The following is a 16886-nucleotide window of genomic DNA, read 5'->3' on the forward strand; positions in this document are numbered from 1 at the left end:
TAATTTATAAGAAAACTTAACGATTAATCGGGTGATCAATATTTTTTTCGCCACGCCATAGTTTGATAAAATCTTGTTCATCAAAATCGTAAAGTTCCATAAGTGCAACAACAGCACTGACAAAAATCATGGCACCTTCTGAATTTCCGTGAAGATTAAAAATTTTACCATTGAGCTTACCTAAAATATCACTAAGCTCATGATCACGGCCTCGTCCATAACGATCTCGTGGATATAACTCTTCATTTAAAACAATCAGTGCTATGGCTTTTTCAGCATCAGATAAATCAGTTTTATCTAAGGCTTCTTCAAAAGATTCACTGCCATGGTTGAAGTAAAAAATAACCTCATCGTTAATGAAACTTTGTACCATCTTTTGAGTTAAAGTCGGAAACTGAGATATTGCATTATCTTCAACATAAGGTTTAAAAGATTCTGGAAAAATAACGTTGTGATAAATCCCTTTAAAAAGAGGAGCAATTTCCGAAACTTTATAACCTGCAATACCACAACCTAAAGCAGTAACAAAATATTTCATTTTAGGATGATTTTTTGCATAAATTTTGAAGTCTTCAACATAGTGCTCAATTTGGGAAAGTGGCATTTGTTGAATGTGTTCATTTAAAGTTGGAATTGCAAAGCTCTGTCCAGCCCAGCCACGACCTACACCTTCAACTGCTCCGAAGTGCTGACTTGCCACACGTGCTGCACCGCTACCGTGTTGTCCAGCAAGATTACTTCCAAATACAAAAACTGTATCTTCAGGAAGTTCGGTTACAATACTTTCATCATGATATTGATAGGTCATGGTTATACTTTTTGTTTAATGGATAGCTTCATGTTGCAACCGATTAGGGTATTGGTCAAGTGTTAAGATGCTTAATCTTTTACATTGAATTTCCAGCCCAATTTAGACTTTAAATTAAGATAAAAACCCCCATTAAAGGGTAAGACGTTAAATTCAATTTTTTCATAAAGAGAGATAACTTTGAACGAAAATCAACCTTTTGATTTGGTCACTCATTATCAGCCAGCAGGTGATCAACCACAGGCCATTGAAAAACTGGTAAATGGTATCGAGCATGGTTTTCGTAATCAGTTATTACTGGGTGTAACTGGCTCGGGTAAAACCTATACCATGGCAAATGTAATCGCTCAAACACAGCGACCTACAATTGTGATGGCCCATAACAAAACATTGGCTGCCCAGCTTTATGGAGAATTTAAAGCGTTCTTTCCCAATAATGCGGTTGAGTATTTCGTAAGTTATTATGATTACTACCAACCAGAGGCATATGTCCCATCTTCAGATACTTTTATTGAAAAAGATGCGGCCATTAATGATCACATTGACCAGATGCGATTGTCAGCAACTCGTGCTTTATTAGAGCGTCGTGATGCAATTATTGTGGCTTCGGTATCTGCAATTTATGGTTTGGGTGACCCAAATGCCTATATGCAAATGTTACTGCATGTGGTTGAGGGCGACCGCGTAAGTCGTGATGAGATCATTCGTCGTTTGGTTGAAATGCAATATACGCGTAATGAACTTGAGTTCTTACGTGGTACCTATCGAATTCGGGGCGAAATTATTGACATTTTCCCTGCGGAATCTGATCAACATGCGATTCGTATTGAGCTATTCGATGATGAGGTTGATTCCATCCGTTGGTTTGATCCGCTAACTGGTAAAATGGTTCGTAAAGTTCCGCGCGTTACGATTTATCCAAAAAGCCATTATGTAACACCAAAAGACCATCTGACTCGTGCCATTGATACGATTAAAGATGAGTTACAATATCAACTTAAATTCTTCCGTGAACATGACAAATTGTTAGAAGCTCAGCGTATTGAGCAGCGCACCCGCTATGATTTGGAAATGATGCAACAGTTGGGCTATACCAACGGTATCGAAAACTATTCACGTCATTTATCAGGCCGTCCGGCTGGTGAAGCGCCTCCAACTTTATTTGATTATGTGCCAGAAGATGCGTTGCTTATTATTGATGAGTCACACGTTACTGTTCCACAAATTGGAGCAATGTATAAAGGCGATCGATCACGTAAAGAAAATTTAGTGAATTATGGTTTCCGTTTACCAAGTGCACTTGATAATCGACCAATGAAATTTGAAGAGTGGGAGCGTATTGTACCGACGACCATTTTTGTAAGTGCGACACCAGCTAAATATGAGCTTGAAAAGTCTGACCAAGTGGTTGAGCAAGTGGTACGTCCAACAGGATTAATCGACCCTGAAATTGAAGTTCGTCCTGTATTAACTCAAGTTGATGACGTTCTTTCTGAAATCAATATTCGTAAGAATCTAAATGAACGTGTGTTGGTGACTACTTTAACAAAACGTATGGCAGAAGATCTGACTTCTTATTTAAAAGAATATGGGGTTAAAGTCGCTTACTTACACTCAGATATTGATACGGTTGAACGTGTCAAAATTATTCATGAGTTACGTACAGGTGTGTTCGATGTATTGGTCGGTATTAACTTACTACGTGAAGGTCTCGACATGCCAGAAGTTTCTTTAGTTGCTATTTTAGATGCAGATAAAGAAGGCTTTTTACGTTCAGAGCGTTCACTTATTCAAACGATTGGTCGTGCTGCGCGTAACGTGAAAGGTAAAGCAATTTTATATGCTGACCGAATCACTGATTCTATGCAAAAAGCAATAGATGAGACTGAGCGTCGTAGAGCTAAACAAATCGAGTTTAACGAGTTACATGGTATTACGCCACGTAGTGCCGTTCGTCAGGTCATCAAAGAAATTGATTCAGGTGAAGTACTTTCAGATGATGAGATTGATGAGAAGGTCCTTGAACAGGCACAAGCTTTAAGTGCGGATGAAAGACATATTCTCTCAGATCCAAAATTGTTTAGTAAGCATATTACTAAACTGGAAAAAGAGATGTTAAAGGCATCGAAAGATTTACAGTTTGAACAGGCAGCTCGGATACGTGATGAAATCCTTCGATTAAAAGCGCAAATGTTGCAATAAACGAATACATAACGCTACATAATGTGTTTAAAAAACAAGCTAGTGTAGATAATTGAGTTCTTTGTATTCACAACTAATCGTTGAGGGCAACAATGGCATTTCAAAATAATGTTCCGCAAGCCAGCTGGCGTTTGGCTAAAATTGCGTTGGGCGGTGTCGTTTTGGCTGGTTTAGCTGTTGGAACCTATGTCTATGCTCAGCCGAAACCCTTGCAAACTGTCTATAAAGTTGAACTGGACCGATATTTAGGCGTTTGGTATGAAGTCGCCCGTAAGCCTGCATTTTTCCAGAAAAAATGTGCTTACAACGTGTCTGCAACTTACACCTTAAATGAAAATGGAAATATAGTTGTAGATAACCGCTGCTACGATAATAGAAAACAATTACAGCAATCTGTCGGGGAAGCCTTTGTGGTTAACCCGCCATATAACACCAAATTGAAGGTAAGTTTTTTACCTGAAGCGGTAAGATGGATTCCAGTCATCCGTGGGGATTACTGGATTTTAAAAATTGATGAAGACTATCAGACTGTTTTAGTCGGGGAACCTTCACGTAAATATCTTTGGGTTCTATCAAGAACTCCTCATCCTGAGCAAGAAGTGGTAGATGAATATCTAAATTATGCAAAAACATTAGGTTTTGATATTCGAGATATTATCCGTACAGAACATAAAGAATAATGATGTATACCTGCTTAAGAAAAAACCATGTTTTTGCATGGTTTTTTCTTTTTTATAGTGGATAAATCAAGTATTGTAGTGAGCTATTTTTACTAAAGTCTAAGAGGTTGATGATGTTTAAGGGCGTGATCTTGTCTGTCATGGCATCATTCACTTTTGGTGTACTTTATTTTTATACTCAATTATTAAGTCAGCTCGATAGCGAACAAACTTTTGGATGGCGAATTATTGCAACACTACCATTCTTAACTTTGTTTATGTGGTGGAGTGGTGATTTAGCCTATATCAAAAATATCTATCAACGCATTTTGGCTAAACCTTCTTTATTATTGCTGCTCATCACGACCTCTATTTTAACCTCAGTACAGCTTTGGCTTTTTTTATGGGGGCCAATGCATGGGCGTGGACTACAAGTATCTTTAGGATATTTCCTATTACCGCTAGTTCTGGTCTTAGCTGGAAGTGTGCTGTATGGCGAAAAAATATCAAAATTTCAATGGGTGGCGATTGTTCTCGCAGTCATTGGGGTTAGCCATGAAATATGGCGTTTAGGAAGTATTGCTTGGGAAACAGCATTGGTTGCAGTTGGATATTCTGCCTACTTTTTATTACGCAAGAAAATTAAAACAGACAACTTAGGTGGCTTCTGGTGGGATTTGGTCATTATCATGCCGGTTGCGGTTTATTTAACGCATACAGGTTTACTGCCATATAGTAAGTTTTTTGATCAGCCGACGCTGAGTTTGGTGATTATAGGACTTGGAATTTTGAGTGCTATTGGCTTAGGAAGTTATATTTTAGCAAGCCGTTTTTTACCTTTAGTCGTATTTGGTCTATTAGGATATTTAGAACCAGTATTACTTGCTTTAGCTTCTTTAGTTTTAGGGGAGAGCATTGGCCAAGAAGAATGGTTCACTTATATTCCGATTTGGTGTGCTGTATTCGTACTCGTTTTAGAAGGGGCAATTCATCTTTATCAACAACAACAAAAGGCCAAAAATTTGCAGCTCAATATCGAGAAATATCAAAAAAGATTAAAAAATGATGAGTTTGATTAGGTCGTTAGAATCTAAAAAGTAAGAAAAAGCAAAAATTTAGCTGATTTAAACAATAAGATAATAAAAAATAATTATAGGTATTTTATGAATTTATGATGAATTTTAGGAAAATCTAGTCACTAACGTCAGCTTTTGATTCATTCTTGTCAATAATTCCATTACAATTACGGGGTTTTAAAAATCACGCCTAGATATAATTAATTAGAGGACGTATCTGTGAGCAAAGACACTATCATCGCCCTGCACGCTGAACACCAAGGCCGTTGGAAAAACCGTGAAGAAATCGCGGAACGTATGATTGCATTAATCGGTCAATTATACCGTGAAAAAAATATTGTCGTATCTGTTTACGGTCGCTCTTTAATTAACCGTTCTGTTATCCAAATTTTGAAAACTCACCGCCGTACACGTGTTGTAGACGTTGAGCTTTCTGTTGTAAATACTTTCCCAATTTTAGAAGCTTTAGCAAAAGTTGAAAACATTGGTTCTGCAGAAGTTGATATCGGTAAACTTGCTGTTGAATATAAAGAAAAAGGCGGTGATGTTGATGCTTTTGTTGCTCAAGCTGTTGAGTCAATTCAAGGAAGCGCAACTTCTGAACAACCTAAAGATGTAGTTCTTTACGGTTTCGGTCGTATTGGCCGTATCTTGGCTCGTTTAATCATTAGCCAATCAGGTTTAGGTCGTGGTTTAAGCCTTAAAGCAATTGTTGTACGTAAGTCTTCTGACGGTGACTTGGCAAAACGTGCTTCTTTACTTCGTCGTGACTCTATTCACGGTACTTTCGCTGGTACAATTTCTGTTGATGAAGAAAACGAAGCAATCATTGCTAACGGTAACTTCATTAAAGTGATTTATGCATCTAGCCCAAGCGAAGTTGACTATACTGAATACGGTATTGAAAACGCACTTTTAATCGACAATACTGGTAAATGGCGTGATGCTGAAGGTCTAAGCCAACACTTGAAATGCCCAGGCGTTGCACGTGTTGTATTGACTGCACCAAGTAAAGGCGAAATGAAAAACGTTGTATTTGGCGTAAACAACTCAGATATCTTAGATGAAGACAAAATCATCTCTGCTGCAAGCTGTACAACCAATGCAATTACTCCAATTCTTAAAGTGTTGGATGACAAATATAAAGTTCTTAACGGTCATGTTGAAACTGTTCACTCATTTACAAATGACCAGAACTTAATCGATAACTACCATAAAGCAGATCGTCGTGGCCGTGCTGCTACTTTGAACATGGTAATTACAGAAACTGGTGCTGCTAAAGCAGTTGCTAAAGCATTACCTGCATTGAAAGGTAAGTTAACTGGTAACTCTGTACGTGTTCCTACACCAAACGTATCTCTTGCAATCTTGAACTTAACACTTGATAAAGAAGTTGATCGTGAAGAAGTGAACGAATACATTCGTCAAATCTCGATTAACTCTAGCCTTCAAGGTCAAATTGGTTATACCAACTCGACTGAAGTTGTATCGAGTGACTTTATCGGTTCTCGTACAGCAGGTGTATACGATGCTCAAGCAACGATTACTTCTGGTAACCGTTTAACTGCGTATGTTTGGTACGATAATGAAGTTGGTTATAGCTGTCAGGTATTACGTATTGCAGAACAAATGTGCGGCGTAAGCTACAAAAAAATTCCAGCAGAATTGAATGCTTAAGATCATTTAACGATCTATAAAAGTTCTTCACAAAAAGACCCAGTTTAGACTGGGTTTTTTTACAACCGTACAAAATATATGCTGACTAATCTTTATAAATAAATGAGAATACAAATTAAGGAAAAAAAGAAAATAGTAAGGGATAGGAATTGTCGCAGTTTAAACGTTTATTGGTCGTTTTTATATTCATCATTATTGCCAATTTATGTGGTGTTCTGATTGCAATATGGGTATTTAAGCATTTTAATATTTATATTCCATTGAAAAATCAAGCTGTTGCTATTGATTTACAAGAGCCTCTACAAGTTAAAGTTAAAGTACAAGATGCTTTAAATGTGGATGTAAAAGGTCGGGTAAATGCCAGTATTCCAATTGATGAGCAACTGAATATTCCATTAACACAAACATTAACTCCACGTGTTTATTTCGATAATATGGTGCCGATTAGCACCACTATTCCTGTCAAAGAAACATTAAAAGTTGAGCAAAATTTACCAATCGATACCAAGGTTCAGGTGAGAGTTTTGGGACGTGATATTACGTTACCATTAAAAGGCACAATTCCATTAAAACTTGATGTGCCAATTGATATTAAGGTTCCGCTTGAGCAAAAGGTTCATTTAAAATTTGATGCGCCAGTACGTACGGTATTAAAAGAAAATCTACATATTCCTTTAAAAGCGAGATTAGACACGAATATTCCAATTGAAGGTAATTTAAACGTACCTGTCAAAACAGCATTAAATGCTTCGGTTGATGTGAAAAATACTTTACCTGTTAAGATTGCAAATGGTGAGTTAAAAATTCCTCTGTCCACTATGCGATTAAATCGAGTAATAGGTTCAGAAACATCACAGAAAACAGCTGATCAATAGGGTGGATGCCAATGTTTCGTTCACTCAAGAGTATGGTAATCAGTTTCTTTTTAATGATGATTCTTGCGGCTATTATGTTTTGGGTGTATCTCAACATTCAGGCAAATTTAGTCGTTTCAGCTCATAATGCCGATATTAGTTTACCTGATTCTCTAGAAACAAAAATCCAAGTTGGCAATACTTTGCAAGTCCAGTCTATTGGTAAACTTGATACAACATTAGATATAGACCGCCAATTAACTTTACCTTTAAAAGGCAAATATTTAGCAGATTTAAATTTTGCTGTAGAAACACCAATTACGGTAAGTGTGGACTATTCAACAACTCTAAAAATTGATCAGGTTATGCCTTTGGAAACCACTACGGATTTGGTCTATCAAAGTAAATTTTTACCAAAATTTCCACTTAAATTAGATATTCCTATTAAGTTGGATGTACCTTTTAATTTAAAACGTAGTTATACCGTTCCCGTTAAAATTGTTTTTGATGGTCCTGTTTATTTTGAATTCGATGAGCCTGTAAATTTATCGGTGAAACATCAGTTTAAACCGAGCTTAAACGTGAATGACCCTATGGAAATGGGTAATGTCTCGTCATTTAATGCCATCATGTATAATTCTGTGCCAAAAACAAAAGCAAATCTTGATATGCAAATGACCTTACCTCTGCGTAATGTGCATCCTTGATAATTAAATAAATTGACTAAATTTTATTTTTTATGAAGATCCTATTTGCAAATCTAAAAGCTTCTGCTGGATTAAAGATAAAACAGCTCGTTATAAATGGAATAGTTCCATTTTCTATTCGAGAATTTTATGAAAATATGGCAGAATAGGCGGTTTTAGAGTTTTTAGAGGATTGGCAGATGCGCTTTGTTGATGAAGCAGTCATTACCGTAGAGGCTGGCGACGGTGGCAATGGCGTAGCCAGTTTTCGCCGTGAAAAATTTGTACCATTTGGTGGCCCAGATGGTGGTGATGGCGGACGTGGTGGAAGTATCTATATTCAAGCTGATGACGATACAAGTACGCTAGTCGATTACCGTTACACACGTAAATTCCGAGCTGAGCGCGGGAAGAACGGTGCAGGTGCTAACTGTACTGGACGTGGTGGTGAAGATGTGGTTTTAAAAGTACCCGTTGGTACAACAATTGTTGATACAGATTCAGGCGATATTATTGGCGATTTGGTTGAAGATGGCCAAAGAATTCTGGTTGCTGGTGGTGGCGAAGGTGGTTTGGGGAATACTCACTTTAAATCATCGACTAACCGAGCGCCGCGTAAATGTACGACTGGTACAAAAGGTGAGTTCCGCGAAATTCGCCTTGAATTAAAAGTATTGGCAGATGTTGGTTTATTGGGTATGCCAAATGCCGGTAAATCTACTTTCATTCGTGCTGTAAGTGCTGCAAAACCAAAAGTGGCAGATTATCCATTTACAACCATGGTTCCAAACTTGGGTGTAGTCGATGCTGACCGCCATCGTTCATTTGTAATGGCCGATATTCCTGGATTGATTGAAGGTGCAGCAGAAGGTGCAGGTTTAGGAATTCGCTTCCTTAAGCATTTGGCACGTACGCGTATTCTTTTACACATTATTGATGTACAACCAATTGATGGTTCAGATCCAGCGCATAATGCAAAAGCAATTATGAATGAGCTGGTTAAGTTTTCACCTACGTTGGCGAAATTACCGGTTGTTTTAGTACTTAATAAACTTGACCAGATTGCTGAAGAAAGTCGTGAAGAGTGGTGCCAGCATATTCTAGATGAACTAGAGTGGACAGAGCCTGTCTTTAAAACTTCAGGCTTATTAAGCGAAGGTACAAAAGAAGTTGTGTATTACTTAATGGATCAAATCGAACAACAACGCGAACGTGAAGTTGAAGATCCTGAATACGCAGCAGAAGTAAGAGCTTTCCGTGAACAACTAGAAGTTGAAACACGTGAACAAACCATTGCGGCAAAAGAAGCATATCGTGCAATGCGTCGAGCACAACGTCTCGAAAGCATGATGGATGATGATGACGATTTTGACGATGATGAAGACGACAATGATGTAGAAGTCATCTACGTTCGTGACTAGAAAACCGAGGGAAACATGATAGAAGTGGTCGATGGGCAACGTCAGCTCAGTGAGTGTAAACGAATCGTTGTTAAAATCGGATCATCTTTACTTACAGCTAATGGGCAAGGTTTAGATCTGGACGCTATTTCGCATTGGGCGAAACAGATTGCAGATTTGCACAATGCCGGACACGAAATTATTTTAGTGTCTTCAGGAGCTGTAGCAGAAGGTATGGTTCGTATGAAGCTTGCGAGTCGACCCACCGACCTACCCAGTCTACAAGCCTGTGCTGCAATTGGGCAGATGGGCTTAATTCATACTTGGTCTAGTGTGCTTGAAAACCATGGTATTCGTACTGCTCAGGTTTTATTGACTCATGATGATTTAGCAGATCGCCGTCGTTATCTGAACTCATGTGATGCTTTGCAAAACTTGATTGATTGGCGTGTGATTCCAGTCATTAATGAAAATGACACGGTGTCTACTGATGAGATCCGTTTTGGTGATAACGATACTTTAGCTGCGATGGTGGCAGGTCAGGTTCACGCAGAATTACTGATCATTTTAACGGATCAGCAAGGTATGTTTGACTCAGATCCGCGTCATAATCCTGAAGCTAAATTATTGTCTACCGTTCGTGCTATGGATGATGATTTATTCGACATGGCCGGTGGTGGTGGTGTGCTCGGGCGAGGTGGAATGGTCACTAAAGTTCGTGCTGCACGTTTAGCTGCTAAGTCAGGCTGTCCAACGCTCATCGCGAGTGGTGAAAGTGATAATGTCTTATCACGTGCGATGGCAGGTGAGATGCTAGGTACTTTGTTTACTACAGATAAAGATCGTATGACAGCTCATCAACAGTGGCTTGCTGCTCATTTACAAACAGCAGGGCGTCTTGTGATTGATGATGGTGCCGTTGAAGCGATTAAATTAAAGCATCGCAGTTTGCTCCCTGTTGGGGTTAAAAATGTTGAAGGGCATTTTGATCGTGGTGATGTGGTTGAATGTGTTGATAAACAAGGCAAACGTATTGCAGTAGGTCGAGTGAACTTTAGCTCACGCTCTGCTGAAATTATTAAAGGCTTAGCCTCAGATAAGGTTTATCAAGTATTAGGTGAAGCTCGTTCACTTGAAATGATTCATCGTGATCATATGGCAATTTATTAAGTCTTATTCAAATAAAAAAGCTCGCTTTATGCGAGCTTTTTTTCTGGGATTAAACGAGGTAAAACACGATCTTCACCAACCATATAGGGATGTGTAGCAAGGCTCAGCATGTCTAGGTCTTCTGAGCTATTACCATACGCATAAATCTGATGGTAATGTTGTAGCGTATATTGCTGATGTATTCTTAACTTCTTTTGTTCACTACTACAATCTGGAGTGGAATAGTAACCCGTCATCCTACCGTTTTTAATTTGAGTTTCGGTACAAATCAACTCGATATCTAGTAATTTACAAAGTGGAGCAAGATAGACATCAATTGAAGCTGAAACTAATACGACCTGATCACCACGCAATTGATGGTGTTGTAACTGAGTAAAAATTTCTGGTGAAAGCGCAGAGACTAACTCTTGTGCGTATTCTTCACCTAATCTTTGCAATTCAATTGCGGGGGTATCTTTAAACATGCTACGGAATAACTTGGCACGCATAGCATGGGCCGGATAAAAGTTAAGATAGTAGGCTTGAATCCATGGCAGAATTTTCAAGCCTTGCTTAACAATGTGACGCTTAGATAAAGCATAAAAGATGAACCCTGTAAAACTATCTTTACTACACAAGGTTCCATCAAAATCGAACAGGGCGAGACTTTTTATAGTCTTATTCGTTTCGCTCGTTGCATACATGTTTCATATCGTCCGTTTACGCGGGTTGCATACCAATTGGTATTATAATCACGACTTAATTTAGGCCCAGAAATCACCACTTGAGGCATTATTGCATAGAGCGGCTCTTTACCAGTTTTTGATTTATAAAGTTTAGTTAGTGCAATATAAGTTTGAGTACTTTCAAACTTTTTCTCTTTTTCTAATTTAAGATCATCACGTATCTGTCTTGGTGTAACTAAGATATTATTTTTTGCAAATACTGTAATCAGTTCTTTTTCAGACTGGCTTTGAGCTGCACGCGGATCGCCATCTTTTGTGTAAAGAAGTAGATCACCATCCAGACTAATTTCGGTATCCGTTAGAGCTTTCAGCATACTTTGGAAAGCAGCATTACGGCTAGAATACATGCCTGAGTTATAGTCTGCAAATCGATAAATAGCTTTATCATAATTTGCTGGATAAACCATTAAACGATGTATGCCGTAATATAAACCGCCATATTCAGTATATAAGTCATCACGAAGTGCAGCGGTGTTCATGCTTGAACGTTTATTGGCTTTCGCATAGTTAATATGAACTTGCATAGAACCTAGTGTGGTAATAGGGTTCATTTTCTCGCCAATATCTTGACCAACCAATTTGGCTGCACCTGTTAATGCGCTCACATGATAATGTTTAGCCATGAAATCGAAGATTTCTCGGTAAAGTAAATCGAGTTCTTTCTCGGTTTTAACCTTACGCATTTGACTCATATAGTTGTTATCAGGAGAGGGCTGAGTTCTTAGCACTTCTTCAAAATAACCGGCAATTGTTCCGCCAATGGTTTTGCCCAGCTTATCTTCAAACTTTTCATTTAAACGCGTACTAACTTCCTCAACCGCCTTTTGACCTAATCCCGGCACTTGAGGGTTGGCAACAAAGTTAGATTCTTGATCAACTACAGCCACAATACTACAAACATTTTTCTTGGTTTTAGGAATATCCAAGTCTTTCATAATGTCATCAATATCTTTAGCCCATGACTCACGATCATGCACACGCGATGGAATTAGACGTTTAATCTGTTGGCTTTCTAGTTCAGGCTCATCATCGTTTGACCACCAAGCTTTATCACCACAAGCAGCTAAACTCATGCATACGGCGACCATACCGAATGATTTTAATAAAAAACGGGAAGACAACGGTTTGTTCATGGCGAGGAGGGCACCTGCATAAAAAGATGAGCCGATTAAGCGGATGAAGTATACTATGTTGATCATCAATTGTATGAATATATATGTATATTGGTCCCTATCAACTGTCAAATAATTTAATTGTTGCTCCTATGGCCGGAGTCACAGACCGTCCATTCAGAACACTCTGCAAGTATTTTGGCGCAGGTCATGCAGTCAGTGAAATGATGACTGCTGATAAAACTTTGCGGATGAGCAAGAAAAGCCTTTACCGTGCCAACTTTGATGGCGAACTCGCTCCGATTTCTGCTCAAATTGCAGGTTCTGATCCTGAGCAATTAGCAGAGGCTGCACGCTATCAAGTCGCAAATGGTGCACAAATTGTTGATATCAATATGGGATGTCCTGCCAAGAAAGTATGTAACAAACTTGCTGGTTCAGCATTACTACAAGATGAAGACTTAGTGGCGCGTATTCTTGATGCAGTTGTCGCTGCTGTTGATGTTCCCGTGACTTTAAAAACCCGTTTGGGCTTTTTAAATGGTCAAGAAAATATTTTAAGAGTCGCAAAAAGGGCAGAAGAAGCGGGAATTGCTGCACTAGCTTTACATGGTCGTACCCGTGAAGACATGTATTTAAATACAGCACGTTATGATTTGATCAAACATGTGAAAGAATTAATCAAGATTCCACTTATTGCGAACGGTGATATTGATAGTCCTGAAAAGGCGAAATATGTGCTCGACTATACAGGAGCTGATGCAATCATGATTGGTCGTGCTGCTCAAGGTCGACCATGGATTTTCCGTGAAATTGCGCATTATTTAAAAACTGGAGAGCACTTAGCTGCGCCTAATATTGAAGAAGTCAAAGATGTACTTTTAGGACATTTGTCTGAGTTATATCAATTTTATGGCGAATACTCTGGATGCCGTATTGCCCGTAAACATATTGCTTGGTACACAAAAGGTTTACGTTCAAGTAACGAATTCCGCCAAAATATGTATAAAGTTGAAAGCACCGCTGAGCAAGCATTAGTGGTCGAAAACTATTTTAATCAGTTATTGGCTGAAGGTAATTTAATGAGTGATGTGCAAGTTGAGCAGGTTAACTTATTGCAGACCCATTAAATAAAAAGCCAGTATATATTTACTGGCTTTTTTAAATTTACTCATCTTCTAACATTTCTACGACTAGTTGGTTAACTAGATCAGCAGCAGCTAATTCACGTATTTGTGAGACATTACTACCCGCCCAAAAAGCACCAAAGCCATAGTCTTTATTTTTGCTTGCAATTGCATTGAGTTGCTTAGCCAAATCATAGGTATATGGATATTCGGGTTGAAGAGGGCGATTAGGTAAATCAATTTGTGTGTGCCAATGGTTGAGCAGGCCGCGGGCCGGACGTCCAGAAAGACTGGCACTGATTTGCGTCACAGTCTCATTAAATAAAGCTTTACGGTATTCGACAGATGCATTTGAAGATGGGCATTGAACGAAGGCAGTTCCGAGTTGAACAGCAGTAGCTCCTAGGCTCAACATATGTCGTGCTTGTGCTCCATTCATAATACCGCCAGCGGCTACCACAGGTCGTTTGCAATGTTGGACAATCAGATGTACTAAATCACTGGTTTTAATTGCTGCATCAAAGGTTTTATTAAAGATTCCACGATGTCCACCAGCTTCAATCCCTTGAGCAATAATAATATCAATACCAGCTGCTTCAATGGCTTGTGCTTCAACTAAATTGGTAGCAGATACCATCATGATAATTCCAGCATCTTTTAACGCCTGAATTTGATGAGGATGGGGAATACCAAAATGAAAACTGACAGCTTTAGGTTTGGTTTCTAATATGACATTTAAAAAATCATCGTTATCAAGAAAACTTGGATATATACAGTTTAAGTTTTGAGGAGGCTGTTCTCCGAACTTTTCAAATTGTGGACGTAAATATTCAATCCATTGTGCTGATGTTTGAGGATTAAGTTGTTCGGGCTGATGGCAGAAAAAATTAACCTGAAAAGATTTTTCTGTAAGTGTTTGGGTTTTTAAAATCTGTTCTCGAGCACTTTGCGCTGTATTTGCACCTAGACCTAAGGACCCCAGACCACCCTGATTAGAAACTTCTGCGGCAAGTTCAGGCGTAGATACACCTGCCATAGGAGCAAGAAAAATCGGATGTTTAATTTCAAGTTGTTGTAATAGGGTCATTTTATTCACCTCATTTCTTTATCTTCACCATAGCGTGAAAACCGAACCAAGCGCAAATAATATTGGGCATTTAGTTTTTAAATATTTATTTCTTAAATATTTAAAAGTTCTGATTTTTTAAAGTGGAGAAACATGAAATAAAGACCCGATCCAGCTTGAAAAAGCCATCGCTAAAATTCCCCACAAAGTAATACGTAAACTTCCTTTAAGTTTAGACGTACCTGCGAAATGACTGGATAGCGCCCCTAAAAAAGCTAATGAAATAATGCCAAATATTAAAACTGTTTTTTCAATCCAAATTTCTGGACTGAGTAAAATAGCCAGCATGGGAAACAACGCCCCAAATGAAAATGAGCCAGCTGAAGCTAATGCGGCTTGGATAGGATTTGCTGCGGTATTTTCATGAATACCAATTTCATCGCGTGCGTGAGCACCTAAGGCATCATGATGTGTAAGTTGTGTAGCAACTTGTCGAGCTAAATCAGGCTCTAAACCTCTGGCTACATAAATTTGAGTGAGTTCATCCAGTTCACGTTGCGGATGCTTTTTAAGTTCTTGTGCTTCAAACTTTAAGTCCGCTTTTTCAATATCTTCTTGTGATTTTACTGAAATATACTCTCCGGCAGCCATAGAAGTTGCACCAGAAATTAAACCCGCAATACAAGTAATAAGAAGCGTATGAGCAGTGGCTCCACTTGCAGCCATTCCCATGATTAGACTTGTAACAGAAATGATCCCGTCATTTGCACCTAAAACGGCTGCCCTTAACCAACCTGAGCGGTGAATAAAGTGATGTTCTGAGTGTTGGGAAAAGGACATGACTTTACCTTTTTTAGTTATAAATTTTTATCTTATCCTATAAGATTATTTACAATAATACGATTAAAAAATGTGTCATGATAGGAAAAACAAACAGATAAGTACTTTTTAAAACATAATATAAAAGGAGATAAAATGAACAACTTATGGAAGGCTTCTATAGACTTAAATAGTGCAGTTTATAAGTTTAATTATAATACTTATTGATTAAATTTTAATTCTATTTCTACGCAAACATTCTATCTACTTTCAACTAGAGGTCTCAATGAATAGCAAAACAATAAAATCTCTAACCCGTTCCTTTATCGTTATAGGTTCGATCTGTCCAGCTTTAGGCCTCTTAAGTGTTGAGACTACCTTTGCCCAAGAGATTGTGAATCAAGAATATAAACCGGGTAATCCGATTTATGATAAGTGGGACCAATTTTATAAAATTGAAAAGACTCAACCTGAAAATGCCGAGAAGTTATTATTAGAACTTGGAGAGATGACACCGCAAGATATTAAAGTCTGGAAAAGCTTAACTTATTTACAGATTCAGCTAGGGAAACAAGAGGCTGCTTTGCAAAGTTTGAGAAAAGCAGAAGCATTGGACCCAGCAGATGATAATTTAAAATTACAAGAAGCCTATTTGCTCAATTCTCAAAAAAATAATAAAGAGGCTTTAGTGGTTTTTAAGGAGCTTACACAATCAAAAGATGCTGATATTGCCACCAAAGCGACACAGGCTGTAAAAAATCTGAGTGGAGGGGAAGCCAAAACTTATTTCCGAGATGTTTATTTTGCGCCTTCATATGAGTCACGTTATGACGATGTAATTTTCCCACTTAAAGCTCGCTATGGTAAGAACCTCGATAATGGTCGAGCACAGGTTTATGGTTTTTTAAATCTAAACCGTGATACTCAATCTCAAGGTGGTGTACGACCTGAAATTATTGATGAAAATGCAGTAACTCTAGGTGTGGGCGCTAATTATCAACCTTGGACTTCTATACCTGTGCGCATGTATTTAGAAGTGGGGGGAAGCTACGATCTGATTGATCGAAATAGAGATAAGTTTCGTGAAAGTGTTGTCGGTGGGGTGACAGGTTATCAAGAGTGGTATTCTCAAAATAGTTGTAATCAGTCACTTTGCTTTAATGATTACTTCACTGATTTATATGGCAATGCAGCGACTTATTCTAGAGAAGATTATAACGTTATTGGTGATTTGAGATTACGTACGGGTCTGAATGTCTATAAAGGCGAGAACGGAACTGTACAGGCTTATATGAAATTGCATGGCTTAGCTGACAGTAAAGATGAATATTACAATAATTTATTTGAATATGGCCCCGGCATTTCATGGCAGCCTTTTAATTATCAACCTATAAAATTACGTGTAGAACGATTATATGGCAATTACTTTAAAGATGTGCCAGTAAATACGAAAGATCATTACAACAATACTCGAGTAGAACTCGTTTTTTATAAGGATTTTTAAA

15 protein-coding genes are annotated in these 16886 nt (G+C 38.3%); 10 read left to right on the forward strand and 5 right to left on the reverse strand.

Annotated features, from left to right (window positions below; all coding sequences use genetic code 11):
• Positions 1–16: 16 nt before the first annotated feature.
• Complete coding sequence (locus POD11_RS05920; protein ID WP_016140303.1) at positions 17–808, reverse strand: A1S_2505 family phage non-structural protein; 792 nt, start codon at positions 806–808, stop codon at positions 17–19.
• 180 nt (positions 809–988) lie between these two features.
• Between POD11_RS05920 and uvrB the strand changes: the two genes are divergently transcribed.
• The 8 genes from uvrB to proB all read left to right on the forward strand — a co-directional run bounded on the left by uvrB (position 989) and on the right by proB (position 10532).
• Positions 989–3010, forward strand: coding sequence for an excinuclease ABC subunit UvrB (gene uvrB / locus POD11_RS05925; protein WP_262456685.1), 2022 nt, complete (start codon positions 989–991; stop codon positions 3008–3010).
• A gap of 92 nt (positions 3011–3102) precedes the next feature.
• Complete coding sequence (locus POD11_RS05930; protein WP_016140305.1) at positions 3103–3690, forward strand: lipocalin family protein; 588 nt, start codon at positions 3103–3105, stop codon at positions 3688–3690.
• A gap of 110 nt (positions 3691–3800) precedes the next feature.
• Positions 3801–4748 (forward strand): EamA family transporter RarD, encoded by a 948-nt coding sequence (gene rarD / locus POD11_RS05935; protein ID WP_224991489.1) that lies wholly within the window; start codon positions 3801–3803, stop codon positions 4746–4748.
• Positions 4749–4964: 216 nt separating this feature from the next.
• Positions 4965–6422 carry a glyceraldehyde-3-phosphate dehydrogenase gene (locus POD11_RS05940; protein WP_224991488.1) on the forward strand — a complete coding sequence of 486 codons (1458 nt, stop codon included), beginning with the start codon at positions 4965–4967 and terminating at the stop codon, positions 6420–6422.
• Positions 6423–6571: 149 nt separating this feature from the next.
• Positions 6572–7297: a hypothetical protein gene (locus POD11_RS05945; protein ID WP_016140308.1), complete on the forward strand. Its 726-nt coding sequence runs from the start codon at positions 6572–6574 to the stop codon at positions 7295–7297.
• Positions 7298–7308: 11 nt separating this feature from the next.
• Complete coding sequence (locus tag POD11_RS05950) at positions 7309–7983, forward strand: hypothetical protein (RefSeq protein WP_016140309.1); 675 nt, start codon at positions 7309–7311, stop codon at positions 7981–7983.
• 179 nt (positions 7984–8162) lie between these two features.
• On the forward strand, positions 8163–9383 hold the full coding sequence (gene cgtA, locus POD11_RS05955; protein ID WP_262456686.1) for an Obg family GTPase CgtA: 1221 nt from the start codon (positions 8163–8165) through the stop codon (positions 9381–9383).
• Positions 9384–9398: 15 nt separating this feature from the next.
• Positions 9399–10532: a glutamate 5-kinase gene (gene proB, locus POD11_RS05960; RefSeq protein ID WP_016140311.1), complete on the forward strand. Its 1134-nt coding sequence runs from the start codon at positions 9399–9401 to the stop codon at positions 10530–10532.
• 26 nt (positions 10533–10558) lie between these two features.
• Here proB and POD11_RS05965 read toward each other — a convergent pair whose 3' ends face one another.
• Both POD11_RS05965 and POD11_RS05970 read right to left on the reverse strand, forming a co-directional pair.
• Positions 10559–11215, reverse strand: coding sequence for an HAD-IB family hydrolase (locus tag POD11_RS05965; protein WP_239967116.1), 657 nt, complete (start codon positions 11213–11215; stop codon positions 10559–10561).
• Positions 11182–12390 carry a DUF1615 domain-containing protein gene (locus POD11_RS05970; protein WP_239967115.1) on the reverse strand — a complete coding sequence of 403 codons (1209 nt, stop codon included), beginning with the start codon at positions 12388–12390 and terminating at the stop codon, positions 11182–11184. Before POD11_RS05970 ends, POD11_RS05965 begins: the two co-directional genes overlap by 34 nt.
• Positions 12391–12473: 83 nt before the next feature.
• On the opposite strand from POD11_RS05970, the gene dusB reads away from it, so the two are divergent.
• On the forward strand, positions 12474–13499 hold the full coding sequence (gene dusB / locus POD11_RS05975) for a tRNA dihydrouridine synthase DusB (protein ID WP_262456687.1): 1026 nt from the start codon (positions 12474–12476) through the stop codon (positions 13497–13499).
• A gap of 37 nt (positions 13500–13536) precedes the next feature.
• On the opposite strand, the gene POD11_RS05980 is transcribed toward dusB, so the two are convergent.
• Positions 13537–14583, reverse strand: a complete 1047-nt coding sequence (locus POD11_RS05980; RefSeq protein WP_262456688.1) for an NAD(P)H-dependent flavin oxidoreductase — start codon at positions 14581–14583, stop codon at positions 13537–13539.
• Positions 14584–14700: 117 nt separating this feature from the next.
• The gene (locus POD11_RS05985) at positions 14701–15402 is read right to left on the reverse strand and encodes a VIT1/CCC1 transporter family protein (protein WP_224991482.1); all 702 of its coding nucleotides are present in this window, start codon (positions 15400–15402) and stop codon (positions 14701–14703) included.
• Between the two features lie 265 nt (positions 15403–15667).
• Between POD11_RS05985 and POD11_RS05990 the strand changes: the two genes are divergently transcribed.
• A complete protein-coding gene (locus POD11_RS05990; protein WP_262456689.1) occupies positions 15668–16885 on the forward strand; it encodes a tetratricopeptide repeat protein in 1218 nt (405 codons plus the stop codon).
• The last annotated feature ends 1 nt before the right edge of the window (position 16886 follow it).

This window comes from Acinetobacter sp. P1(2023), from assembly GCF_028367635.1.
GTDB lineage: Bacteria > Pseudomonadota > Gammaproteobacteria > Pseudomonadales > Moraxellaceae > Acinetobacter > Acinetobacter pittii_E.